General features: G+C 33.2%; 16 protein-coding genes and 5 pseudogenes. 6 read left to right on the plus strand and 15 right to left on the minus strand.

Annotation, left to right across the window (positions count from 1 at the left end; genetic code table 11):
• Both AZF08_RS15640 and AZF08_RS15645 read right to left on the minus strand, forming a co-directional pair.
• A pseudogene (locus AZF08_RS15640) lies at nt 1–205 on the minus strand (IS6 family transposase); the annotation flags it as partial.
• Nucleotides 206–301: 96 nt separating this feature from the next.
• On the minus strand, nt 302–1,303 hold the full coding sequence (locus AZF08_RS15645) for a helix-turn-helix domain-containing protein (RefSeq protein WP_033678690.1): 1,002 nt from the start codon (nt 1,301–1,303) through the stop codon (nt 302–304).
• Between the two features lie 403 nt (nt 1,304–1,706).
• Here AZF08_RS15645 and AZF08_RS15650 point away from each other — a divergent pair, with 403 nt between their 5' ends.
• The 3 genes from AZF08_RS15650 to AZF08_RS15660 all read left to right on the plus strand — a co-directional run bounded on the left by AZF08_RS15650 (nt 1,707) and on the right by AZF08_RS15660 (nt 3,854).
• Nucleotides 1,707–2,879 carry a tyrosine-type recombinase/integrase gene (locus AZF08_RS15650; RefSeq protein WP_033678688.1) on the plus strand — a complete coding sequence of 391 codons (1,173 nt, stop codon included), beginning with the start codon at nt 1,707–1,709 and terminating at the stop codon, nt 2,877–2,879.
• 124 nt (nt 2,880–3,003) lie between these two features.
• Complete coding sequence (locus AZF08_RS15655; RefSeq protein WP_033678698.1) at nt 3,004–3,306, plus strand: hypothetical protein; 303 nt, start codon at nt 3,004–3,006, stop codon at nt 3,304–3,306.
• A 329-nt stretch (nt 3,307–3,635) separates the two neighbouring features.
• Nucleotides 3,636–3,854, plus strand: coding sequence for an alpha/beta-type small acid-soluble spore protein (locus tag AZF08_RS15660; protein WP_033678686.1), 219 nt, complete (start codon nt 3,636–3,638; stop codon nt 3,852–3,854).
• Nucleotides 3,855–4,124: 270 nt separating this feature from the next.
• On the opposite strand, the pseudogene AZF08_RS28760 reads toward AZF08_RS15660, so the two are convergent.
• From AZF08_RS28760 to AZF08_RS15710, 11 genes and pseudogenes are all read right to left on the minus strand, one after another.
• A pseudogene (locus AZF08_RS28760) lies at nt 4,125–4,811 on the minus strand (IS6 family transposase).
• A 154-nt stretch (nt 4,812–4,965) separates the two neighbouring features.
• Complete coding sequence (hblB, locus tag AZF08_RS15675; protein ID WP_033678684.1) at nt 4,966–6,366, minus strand: hemolysin BL regulatory component HblB; 1,401 nt, start codon at nt 6,364–6,366, stop codon at nt 4,966–4,968.
• A gap of 36 nt (nt 6,367–6,402) precedes the next feature.
• Nucleotides 6,403–6,565, minus strand: a pseudogene (locus AZF08_RS30785) (hemolysin BL lytic component L1); the annotation flags it as partial.
• A gap of 215 nt (nt 6,566–6,780) precedes the next feature.
• Complete coding sequence (hblA, locus tag AZF08_RS15680; RefSeq protein WP_033678682.1) at nt 6,781–7,908, minus strand: hemolysin BL binding component B; 1,128 nt, start codon at nt 7,906–7,908, stop codon at nt 6,781–6,783.
• Between the two features lie 36 nt (nt 7,909–7,944).
• Nucleotides 7,945–9,165 (minus strand): hemolysin BL lytic component L1, encoded by a 1,221-nt coding sequence (hblD, locus tag AZF08_RS15685; RefSeq protein WP_033678680.1) that lies wholly within the window; start codon nt 9,163–9,165, stop codon nt 7,945–7,947.
• A gap of 65 nt (nt 9,166–9,230) precedes the next feature.
• Complete coding sequence (hblC, locus tag AZF08_RS15690) at nt 9,231–10,550, minus strand: hemolysin BL lytic component L2 (protein ID WP_033678679.1); 1,320 nt, start codon at nt 10,548–10,550, stop codon at nt 9,231–9,233.
• 220 nt (nt 10,551–10,770) lie between these two features.
• Nucleotides 10,771–10,912: pseudogene (locus AZF08_RS30790) on the minus strand (RICIN domain-containing protein); the annotation flags it as partial.
• Between the two features lie 657 nt (nt 10,913–11,569).
• Nucleotides 11,570–12,130 carry a recombinase family protein gene (locus tag AZF08_RS15695; RefSeq protein ID WP_033678678.1) on the minus strand — a complete coding sequence of 187 codons (561 nt, stop codon included), beginning with the start codon at nt 12,128–12,130 and terminating at the stop codon, nt 11,570–11,572.
• A 643-nt stretch (nt 12,131–12,773) separates the two neighbouring features.
• Nucleotides 12,774–13,118, minus strand: coding sequence for a hypothetical protein (locus tag AZF08_RS15700; RefSeq protein ID WP_033678677.1), 345 nt, complete (start codon nt 13,116–13,118; stop codon nt 12,774–12,776).
• 82 nt (nt 13,119–13,200) lie between these two features.
• The gene (locus AZF08_RS15705; RefSeq protein ID WP_235190131.1) at nt 13,201–13,872 is read right to left on the minus strand and encodes a permease prefix domain 1-containing protein; all 672 of its coding nucleotides are present in this window, start codon (nt 13,870–13,872) and stop codon (nt 13,201–13,203) included.
• Nucleotides 13,856–14,209, minus strand: coding sequence for a PadR family transcriptional regulator (locus tag AZF08_RS15710; protein ID WP_033678676.1), 354 nt, complete (start codon nt 14,207–14,209; stop codon nt 13,856–13,858). The genes AZF08_RS15705 and AZF08_RS15710 overlap by 17 nt, the downstream gene beginning before the upstream one ends.
• Nucleotides 14,210–14,959: 750 nt before the next feature.
• Between AZF08_RS15710 and AZF08_RS15720 the strand changes: the two genes are divergently transcribed.
• From AZF08_RS15720 to AZF08_RS15730, 3 genes are read left to right on the plus strand one after another with little or no spacing between them, the layout of a single operon-like run.
• Nucleotides 14,960–16,474 (plus strand): spore germination protein, encoded by a 1,515-nt coding sequence (locus AZF08_RS15720; RefSeq protein WP_051725941.1) that lies wholly within the window; start codon nt 14,960–14,962, stop codon nt 16,472–16,474.
• Nucleotides 16,438–17,541, plus strand: a complete 1,104-nt coding sequence (locus tag AZF08_RS15725; protein ID WP_033678674.1) for a GerAB/ArcD/ProY family transporter — start codon at nt 16,438–16,440, stop codon at nt 17,539–17,541. Before AZF08_RS15720 ends, AZF08_RS15725 begins: the two co-directional genes overlap by 37 nt.
• A gap of 25 nt (nt 17,542–17,566) precedes the next feature.
• Nucleotides 17,567–18,700: a Ger(x)C family spore germination protein gene (locus tag AZF08_RS15730; RefSeq protein WP_033678673.1), complete on the plus strand. Its 1,134-nt coding sequence runs from the start codon at nt 17,567–17,569 to the stop codon at nt 18,698–18,700.
• Nucleotides 18,701–18,879: 179 nt separating this feature from the next.
• Here the strand turns inward: AZF08_RS15730 and AZF08_RS28765 are convergent.
• Both AZF08_RS28765 and AZF08_RS15735 read right to left on the minus strand, forming a co-directional pair.
• Nucleotides 18,880–19,056: pseudogene (locus AZF08_RS28765) on the minus strand (recombinase family protein); the annotation flags it as partial.
• A 157-nt stretch (nt 19,057–19,213) separates the two neighbouring features.
• On the minus strand, nt 19,214–19,525 hold a 312-nt coding region (locus tag AZF08_RS15735), incomplete at its 5' end, for a DDE-type integrase/transposase/recombinase (RefSeq protein ID WP_153019540.1).

Raw genomic sequence — 19,525 nt, forward strand, 5'->3', positions numbered from 1 at the left:
GATGATGTCGTACTTTCTCTTCTAATTGAGGTCCATATTGATGAACCCAGCGCATAATCGTTGTGTGAGCAATGGATAATCCTCTTTCCTCCATCATTTTCACCAGGTTACGGAAGCTCAAATTGTACCGTAGGTACCACCTTACTGTTAATAAGATTAGTTCAGGCTGATAATGCTTCCATTTGAATAAATTTTCCTTTTCCATACCGATCACACACCTTTTTTAGAGTACTAGTATCAGTATGTCCAAGTTTCAGAGATTAGTTACATAAATCTTATAGTTTTTGCACCAGAACCACATTTAATACTGCTCTAAATTTGTTATATAAGATTTTACAGCTTGCAATAAGAATTCTTCCTGTCCCATACCAGCATCCGCGGCCATTTGAACTACTTTTTGTTTAAATTCATGATCTGCATGAAAAGTTAATGGCTCTACATTACTTTTAAAGTAAATCCCTTCTACATGTGGAAGTATCGTACCGGATTTCATGTGAGAATGTAAGTATTTAATCTCTTCTTGAAATTGCAATGGATCTACTTGTAATACGAAGGGTTTAATTTCTAATTTGATAGTATCTGATGTAATAGTCAATCGTATATTTGTGACACCAAGCTCTTTATAAAATAAGTTTATTAGATTGTAAGTGATGGAATTAAATAGTTGAGGTTTTTTAAATGAAAAAGATAAATACCCTCGTTTCGTAATTACAGCTTGTTTTTGGAAAGATTCAAAGGAATAATTATGCTCCTTATAAGTGGATAATGGGAAAATTTCTTCATCCTCTGTAAGAATCTTACCATCTGCTCCATTGATCTCTATTACCCTAGCTGTTTTTCCGGTATATTGATGTGTTAATAATTGATATAAATATATATCTTCATCTTGAATCTTAGTAATGAATGTTTTTCGCTCTTTTGTTGTAGTTTTTTCATAATCAAGCTGGAAAGATTCTAGGTCTTCTTTATCAATGACATACACTTGTTTTCCGAGCTTTTCTATCCTTGAAGCAGGTAATTTTCCAGACTTGATGTATGTAAAGACAGTAGATGGTGCTACATCGAGAATTTCAGCTGCTTCTTTTGTGCTAAGGCCTTTAACCTCTTCCTTATTTTTTAAGCGTTCAATATCCTCCAAATAGAAAATCTTACTACCGAATTGTTTCCAATTATTTTTATATACACATTCTATTAATCCATCTTTTTCTTTCTTTAAAATCGTCTGTACGGTTACTCCTAATAAGTCGGCTGCCTCTTTTGTCGTTACAGTAGGTTTAGTAATAAACAATAAATCTTGTGTCATGAAAGGATACCTCCTTAACTATTGTTTGCTAATTTTTAAACTATGTATATATCATATCAGAATCTTATTTACATTTAAAATAAGAAATGAGTTTTATTAAAAATTAAATACGTCTTTATATTTTATAAATATGTACAACTATATCTGTCCGTTAATTATATAACTTTAGAAATTTAAAAATAGATGTAATTTATAATTAGTTTTTTATATAAATAATCATTATCTATTTACTAATAAATTATGAAAAAATATAAGTATAAGTGAATACAGAAGAATGTAGCGTTCTTACAGAAAGAATATAAATTTTAATTTGTATAATTGATATAAGTGAAATAAAATGAATAGTATAGTTAATAAAGAGATTTATATTCATAATCTTCAATAGGAGAGGTGAAGTTGAAATATGGATAAGAAAAAAAGAATAGAAAACTTACCTATTGTAAATAATAAAAGTGAATTTATAGATACATATTTAGAGAATATGAGAGATATCGTTCCATTCCTACATAACAATCGTTATGTAGATAAGGTGGAACATAAAATGGAGATGGCAGAAAAAGAGGGAAAGAGTAAATATACGTACTTAAGTGACCTTGAAGTGATTTATCATTTCGTGCATTTGCAAAAAGATATGGATGAGAAGAAGAATAGAAAAGAGGATACGAAAAAGAGTTATGTGTCTGAAATCTTATCGTTTTGTCAGTGCATGGTGCAGCATGCAGAAGAATTTGAATTGAATGGCGAAGAGGTACAGCAAAATGATTCTTTATTGAAAACACTGCAGCCTTGGCATATTCGTAAATATAATTCCTGGTTGAAACAGGTAGAGAACGGTAGGAATGGTGACACATATGCAATTGCAACACTTGCAAAGAAAACAGTACTCATTCGTTCTTTTTTAAAACACCTTCATGTGTTTGCTTATATCGAAAAACCCCTTCATGAAGAACTGCAGCGCGCTAATGTAAATGAACAAGATCGGCCAAATCGGGACTTATCTTATGATGAAGTTATGAAAATCTTAGGATTTTATAAAGAAAGAGGGCATGTAGTAAACTATACAATTTTACTAGCGTTAGCAAGTACCGGTGCAAGAATTCAAGAATTGTGTACAACAAGAGTCAAAGATTTACACTATGACGGAAAGTATTGGTTAAAAGTCACGGGCAAAGGGGATAAAGTGCGTGAACTTTTCATCTCGGAACATTTGTACCAGTGTATTTGTGAAATGAGACGGAGAAGAGGGTTCCAAACCGTATTGGATCGAGGAGATGAAAGTCCTTTATTTGTAAACCAAAGAGGAAACTTTTACAATTCAAAAACGTTATCAAACCAGGTAACAGATATGATAAAAAAGACAAATTTAGAGTTTCTGCAGTATCGTGAGAATCCAGTAACGGCGCATACATTCCGTCATGCATTTGCTATCATGGCAGTTGAACAAGGAAATGCGGATCTATATCATTTAATGCAAACGCTGGGACATGAAAACATTCAAACAACAAAAATCTATTTAGAGAAGTATATGAAACGGAAGAATAATGTGGGCACCTCCTTTGCGGATATGTTGCAATGAATAAAAAGATATATATAATAGGAAATTTCTTGAAAAACCCGATCGGATATTAGATATTTAAAGAGCAGAAGTGTTTTTTAGAGGGAAACTTTTATCTATTTTATACAGGGGTGATGTTGTGGAAATGTTCATATTTTATGGATCGTTATTTCTTATACTCTGCATTACAATTTTTCTATTCAAAATTGCTGAATCACCGAAGATTAAAGAAAAAAACCTTTCTTTTATTATGATTGGTATCGCGGTCAATGTGTTTATAAGTCCATTATCTTTATTTATAGGTGGAATGGCGACAGATTCTCCAACTAGCGATATGTTTGATTTTTGGAAGGGATTTTGGTTTATCCAAACTATACCTTTCCTCATTCTACTTGTAGCGTTTATTAGGTGGTTTATCTATAAAAGGAGAAGTAAATTAAGTGTTTAAAGTGTCAGAAACGCTTTATACTATAAAATTAGTTGTTATTGATGTTGATGTGTATTTAAACGTTTGAGGAGGGTTAATTATAGAGTACTCAAGGATCTACACTTTAAGAAATGGCCGAGAAAAAACAATAAAAGTAGAGTCCTGGCGTTCATTTAGAGAAGAAATGAATGTATTAGGTATTAAGGATTAGGATGTGTTTCAAATTCAATTAGTGGAATATAATATGGCGATACAAGTTGCCCCTAAAAATACTAGAAGAAAATAGTTATCTCATGTATAAATATCATAATTAAGCACATGTTATATACAAATATAATGGAGGTGTAATTATGAATATTCAAAGACATGAAAATAATACAAATGAGGTTCTTATTTCTGCTGCTGCAAGTGCAATTGAGCAAATGAAGTATGAAATTGCTCGTGAATTAGGAGTCACACTTGGACCAGAGACATCAGCACGTGCAAATGGTTCTGTCGGTGGAGAAATTACAAAACGCTTAGTTCGGATGGCTGAGGAACAATTAACGGGACAATATAGATTACACTAAGTTAAAGAAGTAATAAGAAAAGTATCCGTTTAAAAATGGATACTTTTTCCTTTTTTTGCATGAACTTCAAATTAATGATTATGAATTCGAAAAACGACCTCTCAGATTCCTTTGTAAGACGTTTGAATTGCAAGGGTAATACGATAAGTATAGAGTGTTATCAAATTTTGTGTAAGCGAAAAAAAAGTTATTAAACATCCTTTTGTTTTATTTGGTTCTGTTGCAAAGTTTGAAAAAAGCATAAACAGGTTGGTAACTGAGGAACAATGTTTAGGGAGTAGCTAGTAATTGTTGAAGTTCATTATACGTTGAAAAGGCGGAGTCTCTTTGAAGACTTCGCCTTTGTTTATATAGGCTATGAATGGTCTCGATACCTTTTATCGTACGTGAAGCATGACGAAGATTTTAAAATCCTGCGGATTTGGCAAAACGTTTCTTTACATGCCTATGATCCTGTTCAATAAGATTGTTTAAATGTTTGACTGTACAATGGATTATAGTTTGATAAAATCCTTGTTTTCTTAATTTGTTAAATGCGCAAAGTAATGCCCGCGCTTTGTCTGTAGTGAGAACCGTTGGTTCTCCAAAATGTTTTACTAATCTTTTCATGAAGGCATAGGCAGCCTGATGATCCCGTTTTTTACGAAGTTGAATATCCAATGTGTGTCCATCTTTATCAATTGCACGATAGAGATAACGCTATTCTCCCTTAACTTTGATATAAGTCTCATCCAAATGCCAAGATAAGCGTGCAGATTTATTTTTCGCTTTCCAAATTTGATAGATGAGACTGCCATATTCATGAACCCATCGCATGATGGTTGTTGGGTGAACTGAAATACCACGTTCTTTCAGGATTTCAGATACATCGCGATAACTTAAAGAAAAACGGCAGTAGTAGCCGACAGCTACTAAAATAATATCTTTCTTGAATTGTTTTCCTTTAAAATATCTCATGTCTGATTCTCCTAGATCCTGTTTTCTAGAGTGTAGCTTTATGTAGAAAACTTTGCAACAGAATTCTCTGAATCATCTTTTTCACTTAACTTAGTGTCCAGTTAAGTGTATCATCTCCAATAGCTACGTAATTTTTCTGTCTAACTTTGCGGGTTCAGTTCATTATATTTTCTACTTTGTCTTTATATACAACGTATTCTTTCCCATCCACTACTGCTACCACCGCAAATTCATCTTTTGAATTGAATGAAAGCCAGTCAGCCCACATGTTTGTATTTGGTCCTCCACTCCACATATTATGAACAGTGTTTTTAGTTAAATTCATAACTTTATAAGACGCATTTGGTGCATTTGTTCCAGTCTTTATTTCAAATGTGTATGCACTATGAATTTTTTTATAAAAGTAGAAAACGTTTGATGGACGAAGCTGATTCATAAGATCCTGTTCTTTTTTCTCTGCAATTTTCATCCCTTCTTGTAATGTGACAACATCTGTTCTTAATGTTTTCCAGCTGTCTTTAGCTGCATCCAAGTTAGGTTTTAGGAATTTAAATTTATTTTGATCCGCTTTTTCAGATGCCTTATCAATATGTCCCAGTACTCCCGAATATTGAGAGTCTAAATCAGCCCATTGCGTGGACATATAAGTAAGAGCAGTAATAGCATTATCAATCGTACTATGCATATCACTAATATTATGAAACGCAACTCCAACTACACGATTTAATGTTAGTTTATAATCTACAGTCTTACGTAATTCTGTTAATGTAGGCTCTAAGCGACCTAAATTATCTCTTGCTGTACCTATCATTATACCACCAGAAATCAATGTGGGAATAAAAGGGATTTTCACCATTGTTAATCCATCAGATTCTAATTTTTTATAATAGTTTACTTGTCCTAAAACTTCATCTAAACGCTTTTGGTCAGTCTCCACATCAGCACCTTGGTTTTTTAAAATCGATTGCAAGGTCTCTTTATGGCTTCCAAATGTTCTAACATCTTCTTCAATATCGTTTTTTAATTTAGTTAATTCTTCTATTAATGCTTTTGCAGACTTTTGATTTTGTTGAATTTTCCCCCGTAAATCTGTAATCCCTGTTTTTAAAGTATCTCCATTCCCTGTATTGATCGCCTTTACTAATGTTTCATAATAATTTTCAAATTTTGTATCGTATTCAATAATGTCTGTCAATGTATCTAAAAGCTGTTTTTTTACTTGCGTATCCCATGTAACAGCATGTGCTCTAGCATTCTTTTGATCTTGTACAATTTTAATAGGTAAATCTGCATACCCATTAATAGTAATTCCTTCAAAACTCACATCTGGATTATTAATTAGCAAATACGAATATTCATTCATAGATTTTGCAAATACCCCAGCATCTTGCAAAGCTTTTTTCATCTGTTCTTCATTTGCTGAAAGAGACATATCTCCATTGTTAGTTTGTTCAATTTCACTTGCAAAAGCTGCTACTGGTGTGATCGCATAAGTGGTTGTCATAGTTAAAAACGTCGATACAGCGAGTAATTTGTAAGGGATTTTTTTCATCATTTTATATTCCTCCTATATAGGTTTTGATTTTCAGTTCTATTCTTCTTTAAAAACGATGTCTTTCGAAATGAGTTCTGCATCTTTTATGGGTATCATTCTAACTTTCTTTAGCAGCCTTTACATCATCAAGTATTAAAGAGAATCTATGTTGTTGTATAGAGTCGATATTATCAAGTAAATCTTTATAATCTGTCCCCAATTAACAGGTTCTGTTGCAAATTTTTTAAAAATAAGTAAAACTGCACGGTTATCTTGTTATTTGGATGAAACTTCTATATAAGTGAAAGGCGAAGTCTTTAATGAGACTCCGCCTTTTCGATGTATAAGGAATTGTTAATTGATGTATTACTATTTAACAATGTAATCATAGATTCTCTATGTTTTAGGTAACTTTGCAACAGAACTAATATTTCCCTATTTTTGTGGAGTAACAGGTTCCACTCTTAATTCTTTTATCCCCTCTTTTACTGTGACTGCATCTGTGTGTAATGTTTTCCAACTATCTTTAGCTGCATTCAAGTTAGGTTTTAAGAATTTATATTTATTTTGATCAGCCTTTTCAGATGCCAGGTTAATATGTTTCAGTACCCCAGCATATTGATTATCTAAATCCGTCCATTCGTCTTTCATATAGGTAAGAGCATTAATAGCATCATCAAGCGCCTTATGCATCTGATCAATATTATTATAGGCAACTCCAACTACACGATTTAATGTTGTTTTATTGTCTACAGTCTGACGTAATTCTGCTAATAAAGGCTCTAACTGGCCTAAATTATCTCTTGCTATACCCACGATGATACCGCCAATGATCGGTAGGCCCAAAATGGCGCCCTTCATTACATTAAATCCATCAGATTCTAATTGTTTATAATAGTTTACTGATCCTAAAACTTCATCTAGACGCTTTTGATCTGTCTCAACATCAGCACCTTGGTTTTTTAAAATCGACTGCAACTGTTCTTTATTGCCTTTAAATGCTCTAGCATCCCCTGCAATAGCGTCTCTTAGTTTAATTAATTCATCTATTAATTTTTCTGCAGACTTTTGGTTTTGTTGAATTTCAGCTCGTAAATCTGTAATCCCTTCTTTTAAAGTATCTCCATCGCCTGTATTAATCGCATCTACTATTGTTTCATAATAATTGTCAAATGTTGTATCGTATTCAATAATGCCTGTCAATGTATCTAAAAGCTGTTTTTTTACTTGCGTATCCCATGTAACAGCATGTGCTCTTGCATTCTTTTGATCTTGTACAATTTTACCAGGTAAATCTGCAAACCCATTAATAGTAATTCCTTCAAAGTTCACATCTGGATTTTTAATTAACATAAAAGAATAGGCATTCATAGATTTTGCAAATAACCCAGCCTTTTTCAAGGTTTCTTTCATCTTCGTTTCATTTGCCGCAAGAGACATATCTCCAGTGTTAGTTTGTTCAATTTCACTTGCAAAAGCTGCTACTGGTGAGACTACAGTAGTCGTTGTCATAGTTAAAAGCGCCGATGCAACGAGTAATTTGTAAGGGATTTTTTTCATCATTTCATATTCCTCCTATATAGGTTTGGATTGTAAGTTCTATTCTTGTTTAAAAGCGATGTCTTTCGAAATGAATTCTGCATCTCTATGAATATCATTCCAACTTTGTTTAGCTGCCTTTAAATCATCAGGTATTAAAGAGAGTTTATGTTCTTGCATTTGGTCGATATTATCATATAAATCTGTATAATTAGATCCCATTTTATCCCATTGTTGTTTGATATTTGTTAGAGACAGTATCGCTTGATCGACTGTCTGATACAGCTCTGTCAAAGTTGCTTTCGCGTTAGTAAGCGAAATAACTGCTTGTTTAGCAAGATCGGCTTGCGTACTTAATTCTCCGATTTTTTTAGAAATTTCGTTATAGGAGTTCATATGATTAGACGCCGTAACACCAGCTGCTGTTCCTAAACCGATACCAGCTGCACCGAGAGCCGAAAGGCCACCAATAACAGCCGGTGTTGCTGTACCGCCAGTCACAACAATTACTACCGCTCCTGCAATAGCTCCAATAACTAAAATGGCTGCTCCTAATCCGCCACCAATTGACCATGCTAATACATTGTCAAAATGTTCTTTCTGAGTAGAACGTAGCTTCTCAATTTCAGATTGAAGTTGTGGAATCTTTGCTTCTTTTCCCGCTAATATTGCCGTTAATCCACCTTCCCCATCTGGGCCACCAACATTATTTTTAAATTCTGTAGTATTTGTATATAGTTTTGTTTTGAAGGCTTCTAACATCTTAATTACTTCTGTAACTTCTTTTGAATTTGTATCAATTGTAGTGATTAAATCATTTATGCCCTCTTTTAGTCCTGCCTTATCTTTCTTTTGTACAGTATCTAGTAATGTATCGTAATAATTTTTAAATTGTTCATCGTAATTTACAATATTACGTGCTGTTTTTTGAATCTGCGGTTTCCCTGTATCTAACCAATAATTCGCATTGATTCGAGACAGTTCCTGATTAAGGTGAATTTTTTTGATTAATTCTCCCCCATCTGTGCCTAAATCAATATTGGATAAATTTACATTCGGTTGTTTAATCATTGTTTTTGCGTATAAATCCATTACAAGAAGATGAGATCCTGTTTCAGCCAATGCTTTCTTCAGTCCTTCAGGCCCTAATGCATAATTCCCAACTTTCTGTTCTTGGGCGGTCTGTTCTTGTGCAAATGCATGAATAGTGTTACCGGTAGTAGCAGTCATAACCGCTGCCAATGTAGCCAAAGTCAACACTTTAAATGGAAATTTCTTCATATTCATTCTCCTCCCTATTTTCCGATAGATTATTAGAATCTCTGTGTTTTTAAAAATTCATAATATTAAAATTTATTAACTTGCTCTTCAAGGTAACTTGTTACATTTTTTAATTGTCTTAATGTATCTTTTTGAGACTGCTGGTCAGTTGTATCAACATTAGTAGATAATTTTGTAATATTATTTTTGATTAGATCCAAATCTTCTTTATAGCGTTTCAGTAAGTCAAGTTCTACATCCACTTGATTAGCAAATGTATGCAAATCATTTTGCATAATAAGCAGCATTGATTTTTGTAAATCTGCTATTTTTAGGTTCTTTGTTAATTCATAAAACTTTTGGTTTTGTGTCTCTAAATCAGCTAAATGTGCTCGTTGCTCTGCTGTTAGTTTATTTACTTCAGCGAAGGCACTATATGCTTTTTTTATTTTTTCAGGGTCAATAACTTTCGTAAGGTCATACTCTTTCGTTTGTGCAGCAGCAGCAGCAGTTATTTCACCTTGTCTGCTTTTTTCAATTGCTTCACGAGCTGCTTTTTTAGCAGACTCAATCTCTAGAGCAGATTTACCCTGTTCTTTCGCTTCTTGCTCTGCTTTTTTCTCTGCTTCTAAAATAGAGTTATTAATTTCCTTTCCTTTGTTATACGCTGTCAACGCTGTTTGAGCAGCAGGTTCAATGATATCTTTTGAAAGACTATAGATTTCTTGGAATATCTTAAGTCCTTGTTCATTTAAAGCTCCTGGTAACAATGCGATTTGTTGTAAATCATTTTGAATTGATTTTTGGGTATTTAGTAATTCATTTTTTAACTGGTCTATTTTCCCTGTTCCATCTGAACTTAGGACACCCTGCGCTTTTGACACATCAGTATCGAGATCTTTAAGTTTTTTATCAAGCTGTAATTTAAGATCTGTTAATTCATTAATCTGACGTTGTACGTTTTCTTGGTTTGTCATAGCCATATCTTGAAGAACTTCTAGTCTATCCAAAAACCCTTCTTTATCTTCTTTAGTGTCTACAAAAGCTTTTAATGTTGGATAATAGCTATTAAATTTAGTTACAAATCCTTTACTTTTTGAATTTAATAGAATTAAATTTGGATAAAGTTCCGATGACCATTCTTTCATATCTTGCTTGATTAGGGATTGATTTGTATTTAAAGCTGGAACTTCCTCTAGTTGTACATTAGGGCTCATTAAAGCTTGATCTATATATGTTTGGATTAATTTCGATTGTGCACCTAATTTTCGTAATGATGAAGAAATATCCGTGTTTTCCTGTTGCGTTTCTGCTTGAACGATTGGTGTTGCAAGAGTATTGATAGGAATAGTCGCCCCAGTAACAATGGATGTTATTAAAAATCCTTTAATTATTTTATTTTTCATTCCGTACACCTCTTCACTATTGTCTTTTTAGAATCTTATACATACATCTTGAACGCTCTAACGATAGGCTCTTTTCTTGCACACTCTTGAGGAAGGAGAATTCTTTCAGATAGAGTGTTAAACTCTCGTTATTATTTACTTCTCGTAGAATGTAAGGACCTTACTTCCCCCTCATTTAAATGCTATGTTTTTCACAAGTAAACAATAAAATTTCATCACCTATATTTGAATTAGCTTCAAAATGAATAGTATAAATATTTATTTTTCTCTGGAGTTGCTGCTTGACTTGCAGGAGCCCAGATAGATAAATCCATTGCTCCTACCGCTAACCCTGCCATGACTTTTTTTGATAGTAATTTCATAATATCCCTCTTAGTTTTGTCAGCGAAAGCCCTACAAGATTACAAAAGATGAAATTATACTGTACATTGCTTATACTTTCACCTCGGAATAAAATAAGATCATTTTTGCTTTGTAGAGACGTAGAATCCCATTTTGTACAAATGTGATGCTTTTTTGATTCTAGATTATTACCAAACTTAATTAACTGAGTGTTACGAAAATTCCCTTGACATGATGTTACTTGCAACTTTATTGCACTTTTATTAGTACAATCTTCTCTTTCTCTTAATGGTCATACCAATTACACCTTTATTAAAACATTAAACTTTTAATGCGTAAATAGTAGAATTTTGTCGATTATATTAAATAATCTATTTATTGCGGATTAATGTGAGTAGAAATATTATACTTCTATAATTACTATTCAATTTCATTTGCGTAATTACAATAGTTACAATTTGGTATATATAATAAAAAGAGAACGGTTTTAACCAATTTAAAAAATTAAATATATTTTAATGAATTTTTAATATAATTTAATCACATACCGCATACTGATTCCCTTTATTTAGATATGCGTAATTGCATATTCTTTGGTGGTTTGCTTCAAGGGGTACGGAAGCGATTCTGGGTATGAGGGGCCACTCTGGGATTTAATTACAAATAAAAAAAGAACTTTATTCAAGTTCTTTTAATCTACGATACAGAGCTGCCTGGCTCACTCCTGTAATTTGGCATATTTCCTTAACAGTTTTATTGGTATGCTTCCTTAATTCAATCGCATGATTCATACCTGGGTGCTTATCCGTGTATTTCTTCAATCTTCCTCTATACACTCCTTTTTGTTTCGCTAACTTTATTCCCGCACGTTGTTTTTCTCTAATCATTTCTCGATCTAGTTCACTAAAGGCAGCCATGACAGTTAAAAAGAATTTTCCTGTTGGAGTTCTAGTATCTATTCCTAAATTTAAAATCGCAAAGTGAACATCCTTTTCCCGAAGTTGTTCTACTAATTGTAATAGCTGAATGGTATTTCGACCTAAACGATCCATTCTAGTTACGACCAAAGTATCCCCAGTAGTTAGTTTTGAAAGTATAGTGTCTAACTCTGGCTTTTGTTTTGTTACTCCACTTATTTTCTCTTTTATAATTTCATCTATTCCATATTTCATGAGCTGTTCGATCTGTGTATCTAGATTTTGATCTTGTGCACTTACACGAGCGTATCCATAGACCATTTTTACCCCTCTTTTTGTATGTATTTTTGATAAGTGTTATTGAGAGTCTATGAGAATATGTAACTTTAGGAGATAATTTGCGTAGTTTTTAAATGATAAATTGCATATAAAAAAGAGAAATCTATAAAATTACAGACTTCTCTTTTTTTATTATTTATTCATTTTCTCCAATTACTAAAGAATCTCTTGCTACTTCGATGACTTCTGTAGTTTTCCTTTCACTTTTTATAAATCTCATCGAACAGGACCATAGACATATCAAGTGACGTTTTCTAAATCCACAGGATTTCAAATGCTTCATCATGCTTCACGTACAAAGAATTACATAAATTATTAGTCATTATCTAAATGATTCCCCCCATTTATCAATACCTGTTTCTGCTTTTTAAACTTTGCAACAAAACTCCTAACATTCTAATGGTTTTATTCTCAAAAACAAAAAGATCTCAAAATCATTTTTATGACTTGGAGATCTTTTTGTTTAACAAATGTTTGGGTGATAAATCTACTTTTATTTATCGGTTATTTTTTTATTAGAATTAACCGATAAAAGCTAGGGTGAAAATAAGATACGAGATAAATGTAAGTACAACAATGAAGAATATAGACATGGTATTAGATATACATTGTTCTATTCTTTTTTTCATTCATTCACTATTTTTCCTGTAACCTTTTCAACCTTTATTCCGTCAAAGGTAACAGTCGCTTTAATTTTCTGATTTTCATTGCCTTTCACATGCCCTTCTACAATTCCTTTATCACACGTAGTGAGGAACCCTCTAGTAACAAGCTGCGACTTAATTTCAATTTCAACATTTTCTTTTTCTTTGAAATATTTAGTAGCTACTTGCTCACTTTCATTTAAACACCTGGTTAAGTTATCTGATTGAATCCGGTCGGTAATGTAAGCTAAGCTGCCAATAACATATACTGTTACAATTGTCGAAACTGCCACGACAACCCAAATAGGTAATTTAATTATTTTCATAAAGTTCTCTCCTTTAAAAAAGATAAAATTTTATATTCTTTAACCTTTGTATCTTAGAATTTGTATAACAGCACTATCTATCCTATTTTACAGATTCATTTTTTCTAAGACTTCTTCTTGTGAAGAAAAGTGGGAGTAGAATAGACAAACTAATTAAAATACATATCATGAAGAGAACGATTCCAACAAGCACTATTCCTGCAAAAAAAAGAAACGTAGATATGCAAAAACCATACAATAATATTCCAATAGCTGATAGATAACCACTTATACGAATTTTACTCATTGCATAACGATTACGCGTTTCAGTTCTAAGTAGACTATAAATAATTAACAAAATTCCTGGAAGAGTGAAGACACACGATAGCAACCAGAACATTTGGAATGAAGCAACTATAATCGTCCCTATAAATGAGACGAATAATCCGAAAATGGATAATAAAATTCCTCCTATTAATCTTTTTGTAGAAGTTTTCATTTTTTCTTTCGAATCAATCGATTGTTGAACCATATCTTCACCATACACTTGCATTTCTTCCACCAGGTCACTCAAATCTCCTATTGAAATGACTCCTTTTTTAAATGCGTCTTCTTCTGTATAACCCTCTTTTATCATATCTGAAATTCGTTCTCTCAGATTTATAAACAACTCTTCTTTCATATCAAATAGTTGTTGTGTTCCTTTTACATCCATAAACTGTTTATCGATGTACTCCTGTATTCTTTCATCTAATTTTTTAGTTCTCATTAACATCTGTAATCTCTCCTTTAATTAGAAGATCTATAATCTCTTTCGCAATGTTCCACTCTTTTTTACCATTTTCGTAAAAACTTATACCAGATTCTGTAATGTGGTAATATTTTCGTCTTCCCCCTTGAGTTTCATCTCCCCAATAGGAAGAAATGTGACCTTCTTTCTCTAATCGCCGAAAAGCTGTATATAAAGTGGCTTCCTTTAATTCGTATTGATTGTCACTTAATTCAATAATCCTTTTGTATATTTCATATCCATAACTATCACCTTGACGAAGAACATTTAAGATGATCATGTCCGTATGCCCACGGATTAAGTCTGTAGATATAACACTCATTATATATCACCTCTTATAGTACATAATACGAAATATTACTTTGCCTGTCAAAGTAATATGTTGTAAATAATAGAATGAGTTCATAATTTTAAATGATAAATTGTATATAAATAGAAAAAGAACTTGAGAAAAGAGGTTAGATTCTTTGGTTCTGTTGCAAAGTTTAAAAAAGCAGAAACAGGTATTGATAAATGAGGGGGGACCATTTAGGCAGTGACTAATAATTTGGGTGCAGTTCACGACTAGACTTCGGTTTTTCGACGTACAAAGAATTACAAAAATTATTCATAAATGCGTAACATTTGACGACTCTTATCCACGCTCTTTAAATTTTTACAAACTTTGCAACGGAACCCTGAGGACGATCAAAATGTTATCCACTTGCTTTATCCACAAAAATGCGCCGAGCTCCCACTCCTCTTTCCTCATTTTTTTCGGAATGAAAATGAGGAAAATCGACTTGCAATAAATATAAATATAAATATAGCAATGGGAACAAGAGTTAATCCATTGACCATTAGAAATCGCCAAGGAAAATGTTTATAGTTCGAATATATAAAACTGTTAGGAATGTACCAAATCATAACCATCATCCAAACAAAAGAGACTATATGTAGGTATATAACAGATTTCATGATGCCCTCCGTAGATTCATTATTATTCGAATGTTTACCCAAAAAAACTGTGTTTATTCATTAAGGCATATAATTTAATGGAGTGGGTTATGTTATGTATAAGAGGTGAATGGGTATGGAAGATAATCGTTCTGGGCATATAATCAGTAATCAAGAAGTAGATATACGTTCCATCAAAGCAATGATGCAAAATACGGACGACTTAATTGTGAAAAACATAGCGTGGGGTGACCAGGAAGATACAAAAAATACTCATTTTATCACTGTTTTGTATCTAGCAAATTTAGCAAATCCAACTTCAATACTCAATAGACTAATGCAAATAAAAATGCAAAATTCCACAGACTTTGCCTCTGACAAATATGTTTTAGAAAAATTGTCAAAAACAGAAAAAATAATTCAGGTTAAAACAATTGAAGAAGTTGTTGATCAATTAATATATGGATTTACTGTGTTTTTATTTTCAAATCAAATAGGAATATCCATTTACTCATTAGACATAGAAATACGTTCCATAACGGAACCTGATAATGAAGTAACTGTAAAAGGTCCACATGATGGTTTTACTGAGTCATTGAAAAAAAATATTGCATTGATTCGGTTCCATTTACCTACAACCAAACTGAAAGTTGAGTATACTTTCTTAGGTTCAATAAGCAAACAGAAAATAGCCATCGTTTCCGTAAGTGACAGTGTAGATCCAGAAATTCTAGCTCAAGTGCATAAGAGAATTAAAACTATCCAATTTGATGCTGTATTGGATAGCCATTATATATCGGAATGGATAACTGACAATAAACGAACCGTTTTTCCTTTAACAGAATCAACAGAGCGACCGGATCGAGTCGTGGACTCTTTAATAGAAGGAAGGATAGCAATTCTAGTTAATGCTTCTCCTTGGGCGGTTCTTGTTCCTTACGTTTTTCTGCAGACTTTCCATTCTAGCGAAGATAACTATTGGCATTATTATATATCTTCTTTTTTGCGTATCACTCGGTTGTTTTGTGGGCTCATTACGCTGTTTTTGTCAGGGCTCTTTATTGCAGCCGTTAGTTTCCATCATGAGTTTCTACCAACTGCTTTTTTAATGAGTATTGCTCAAGGAAGAGAGCCTATTTCATATCCGGTTATTGTTGAGGTTTTGATGATGGAAGTTACATTTGAAATATTACGAGAGGCAGGGGTTCGCTTGCCCCGTCAAACTGGACAAGCGGTTAGTATCGTAGGTGCTCTGGTATTGGGACAAGCAGCGGTTCAAGCCGGAATTATTAGTCCTGTAACAGTTATCGTGGTTTCTTTAACAGGAATTTGTTCTTTTACTCTCGCTGCACAAAATGCTGGGTACGCCCTTCGTATGCTTAGATTTGTAGTTATAATATTTGCGGGATTCTTGGGTTTTATAGGAATGGTTTTTGTGAGCATGTTAATTCTTATTCATTTGGCTTCTCTACATTCCTTTGGTGTGCCGTATCTGAATCCATTTCGTTTTTCACAGGTAGTGAACTTGCTGATTCGTCGTCCCTTGCCGATGAATAGTAAAAAGAACTCTATATTTCATAAAATGAATACACATACGAATAAGGAGCTTGAAAAATGGAAGGATCCCAGATTTCAAACAGACAACTCATGATTTTGATTACTCTTATAACGACCTCTTCACCTATTTTTTTTCTTCCTGCTGAGGTAAGCAAGGGAGCTGGGAGAGACGGATGGTATATCGTTATTCTTTCCGGTTTAATAGGGATGCTCAATGTCATGATATTTGTATGGCTTGAACGGATTTTTCCTAAAAAAAGTCTAATCCAAATTAATCAAGAAGTTTTTGGGAGGCTTATAGGAGCGATTATTAATGTAGTGATGTTTTTTTATTTCGTAGATTTAGGATCATGGGTTTTACGTGAATTCGCGGAATTTTTATTGGCCAACATCGAACCTACTACGCCCATTTTTGTCTATCTCATAATCGGTATTGTTATGGCTGCATATGCGGTATTTTGTGGAATAGGAACATTTGTACGTGCTTCGGAAGTCATTTTTCCAGTTCAGCTCTTAACATACATAAGTATTTTCTTTCTAACTTTAAATTTGGTTCACTTTGAATATGCACTTCCTGTATTAGAAAATGGCTTTATTAAGCCCCTTAGTCATTCTCTTACTACCATAACATTCTTTGGAGATGTAATGAGTATTTCCATGTTGATAAATTATGTAAAAACAACGAAGCGTACATCTTTTTATACAATAGCTGGAATGGGGATTACTGTTCTTTTATTCTTATTAACAGTGTTAAGTTCGGTTTTAGTAATGGGAGCCGAAACAACGGCAACACAAACCTATCCAATATTTTCTTTAATATCTAACATAAGTATTGGTGGAATCATTGATCGATTTGATGTATTAGTCGTTTCTTTCTGGATGACAGGTCTCTTTGTAAAAATTACGTCGTATTTGTGGGCGAGCACTGAAGCCGCATGTCAAATTTTTTCTATTAAAGATCGTCGATATATTATACTCCCCATTATGTTAGTTTATATTGTTTCTGCCCGATATAAGGTTGATGGGTTTGTAGATCTGTCTACATTTTATTCTGAACATGCGATGTATTTCTTAATTTTTCAGGCATTGGTTCCATTGTTCATCTTACTAGTAGCCATAGTAAAACAAAAGTTGAAACGAGATAAAGTAATTACTTCATAGAGGATTATCTTAGGGGGATATTGGTATGAATTCTCGCAAGTATAAGTGGGTATATATCCTATTATGTACGATTGTACTAACAGGTTGCTGGGGACATGAAGAAATAAATGAAGTAATGCTAGTACAATCCACAGCAATTGATAAGGGAAAGAAGCACAAAGTGAAGCTTACTGTTGAGTTTTTGAAAATAATGGGTTCTTCTCAAGCTCCAACTGGATTGATGGGGAAAAAGTTGCATCTTAGTGAAGAAGGAGATACCTTGTTTGAAGCAGCAAGGAAATTGAGAGAGAAATCATCTCGTTCGGTCTTTTGGGGGCATTCTAGTGTAATAATTTTCGGGAAAGATATAGCCAAAGAAGGGCTTAAAGAACAAATGGATATACTTTATCGCCAAAGACATTTTCGTAAGTCTGCACTAGTATTCGTCGCTTCTGGGAATGCTGAAGAGGTTTTTAAAGGTAATGTTGTTCAAGAAAACTTAACCTCTGCCAGTTTGAAAGGATTGGTGAAATCACAAAATAAAACCAGTACGATTAAAAAAACAACGTTGCAAACGGTTTATTCTGATTTAGTAAATAGTTATAAAGAAGTAACAATCCCAGCGATTTTCATAGGTAGTAAACCAGGAAAAGGTCTAATAAAAACAACTGGATTATATGTGTTTAAAAAGGGCCGACTGGTATCCTTTCTTAATGCTTCTTTTACAAAAGAATATCTTCGCCTAATAAATGAATCAAAATCAGCTGTTGAAACTTTGAAAGAAGGTAAACGTAAATATATAACATTTGAAAACATAAATTGTCATACAAATATTCAACCTATATTTTCTAAAGGAAAACCCTCAATATCTATAGAAATATTCGCTGATTTTAATGTTGCGGATGTACATCGAGATGTCAAAGAGATTACACCTGAAATAATTGCTAATTGGGAAAAAAAGTTGAATCGAAAGATAAAGCAACAAGTAGGGGAGTTTTTGGAATATACGAAAAAAGAAAATATTGACCTAATTGGTGTAGGGGAAGCTATCCATCGGAAAGATCCCGAAAAATGGAAAAAAATAAACAAAGATTGGAAAAATATGTACCCGCAGCTTAGTTTTACTATCGTGGTTAAGAGTAGAATTGATCATACGTACTTATTAAACAGCAGTCTGTGAAACTCCCCCCTAAAGTTAACGAACATCCAAAAAAGGTAAAATGAACTAAAATTTCATTGACTACTGTAGAGAGATAAAAATTTCGTTTTGGGGGTACTTCAAAATCTTGGCTTGATGATGATGGGGTAGTACCAGCGTTCTTACAACCGGGCAAAGTAGCATTTCTCATAGGAGAGATGCTACTTTGCTTCTTCATACTCTTTCATTATTTTATAAAACGTGTTTTTCCTTAGCTCTAACATTTCCATAAACATAACAGCTGTTATTTCTCCACTATTCCATTTTGAGTGAGTCTCTTCTATTATATGTATTTGTTGTTTGCTTAAGGTTGAAAGGTTCACCGGAGGACGTCCTAAGGGTTCTGTTGCAAAGTTTTGTTAAAGTTAAATGGTGCCAACAAAAAGTTGTACATTTTATGCGATTGTTAGTAGCTCCTGTAATTCATTGTATGTCGAANGGTTCTGTTGCAAAGTTTTGTTAAAGTTAAATGGTGCCAACAAAAAGTTGTACATTTTATGCGATTGTTAGTAGCTCCTGTAATTCATTGTATGTCGAAAAACGGAAGTCTGAGCCAAGGCTTCGGTTTCGTTTATATAAAGCATGAATGGTTTCGATGCCTTTCAGGGTACGGGAAGCGTGGCGAAGATTTTGAAATCCTGCGGATTTGGAAAAACGTCGCTTCACATGCCTATGGTCCTGTTCAATGAGATTGTTCAAATGCTTGATTGTACAATGAGTTGTATTTAGATAAAAGCCTTGTTCTCTTAATTTGTTAAATGCGCAAAGTAATGCTGGTGCTTTGTCTGTAGTGAGAACCGTTGGTTC

This window comes from Bacillus gaemokensis, assembly GCF_001590835.1.
Classification (GTDB): Bacteria; Bacillota; Bacilli; order Bacillales; family Bacillaceae_G; genus Bacillus_A; species Bacillus_A gaemokensis.

Bases quoted from the DNA above. Each gene is read 5' to 3' on its own strand.
- AZF08_RS15645 (WP_033678690.1), bottom strand. From the start codon at position 1,303: ATGACACAAGATTTATTGTTTATTACTAAACCTACTGTAACGACAAAA.
- AZF08_RS15650 (WP_033678688.1), top strand. From the start codon at position 1,707: ATGGATAAGAAAAAAAGAATAGAAAACTTACCTATTGTAAATAATAAA.
- AZF08_RS15655 (WP_033678698.1), top strand. From the start codon at position 3,004: ATGTTCATATTTTATGGATCGTTATTTCTTATACTCTGCATTACAATT.
- AZF08_RS15660 (WP_033678686.1), top strand. From the start codon at position 3,636: ATGAATATTCAAAGACATGAAAATAATACAAATGAGGTTCTTATTTCT.
- hblB (WP_033678684.1), bottom strand. From the start codon at position 6,366: ATGATGAAAAAAATCCCTTACAAATTACTCGCTGTATCGACGTTTTTA.
- hblA (WP_033678682.1), bottom strand. From the start codon at position 7,908: ATGATGAAAAAAATCCCTTACAAATTACTCGTTGCATCGGCGCTTTTA.
- hblD (WP_033678680.1), bottom strand. From the start codon at position 9,165: ATGAAGAAATTTCCATTTAAAGTGTTGACTTTGGCTACATTGGCAGCG.
- hblC (WP_033678679.1), bottom strand. From the start codon at position 10,550: ATGAAAAATAAAATAATTAAAGGATTTTTAATAACATCCATTGTTACT.
- AZF08_RS15695 (WP_033678678.1), bottom strand. From the start codon at position 12,130: ATGGTCTATGGATACGCTCGTGTAAGTGCACAAGATCAAAATCTAGAT.
- AZF08_RS15700 (WP_033678677.1), bottom strand. From the start codon at position 13,118: ATGAAAATAATTAAATTACCTATTTGGGTTGTCGTGGCAGTTTCGACA.
- AZF08_RS15705 (WP_235190131.1), bottom strand. From the start codon at position 13,872: ATGTTAATGAGAACTAAAAAATTAGATGAAAGAATACAGGAGTACATC.
- AZF08_RS15710 (WP_033678676.1), bottom strand. From the start codon at position 14,209: ATGAGTGTTATATCTACAGACTTAATCCGTGGGCATACGGACATGATC.
- AZF08_RS15720 (WP_051725941.1), top strand. From the start codon at position 14,960: ATGGAAGATAATCGTTCTGGGCATATAATCAGTAATCAAGAAGTAGAT.
- AZF08_RS15725 (WP_033678674.1), top strand. From the start codon at position 16,438: ATGGAAGGATCCCAGATTTCAAACAGACAACTCATGATTTTGATTACT.
- AZF08_RS15730 (WP_033678673.1), top strand. From the start codon at position 17,567: ATGAATTCTCGCAAGTATAAGTGGGTATATATCCTATTATGTACGATT.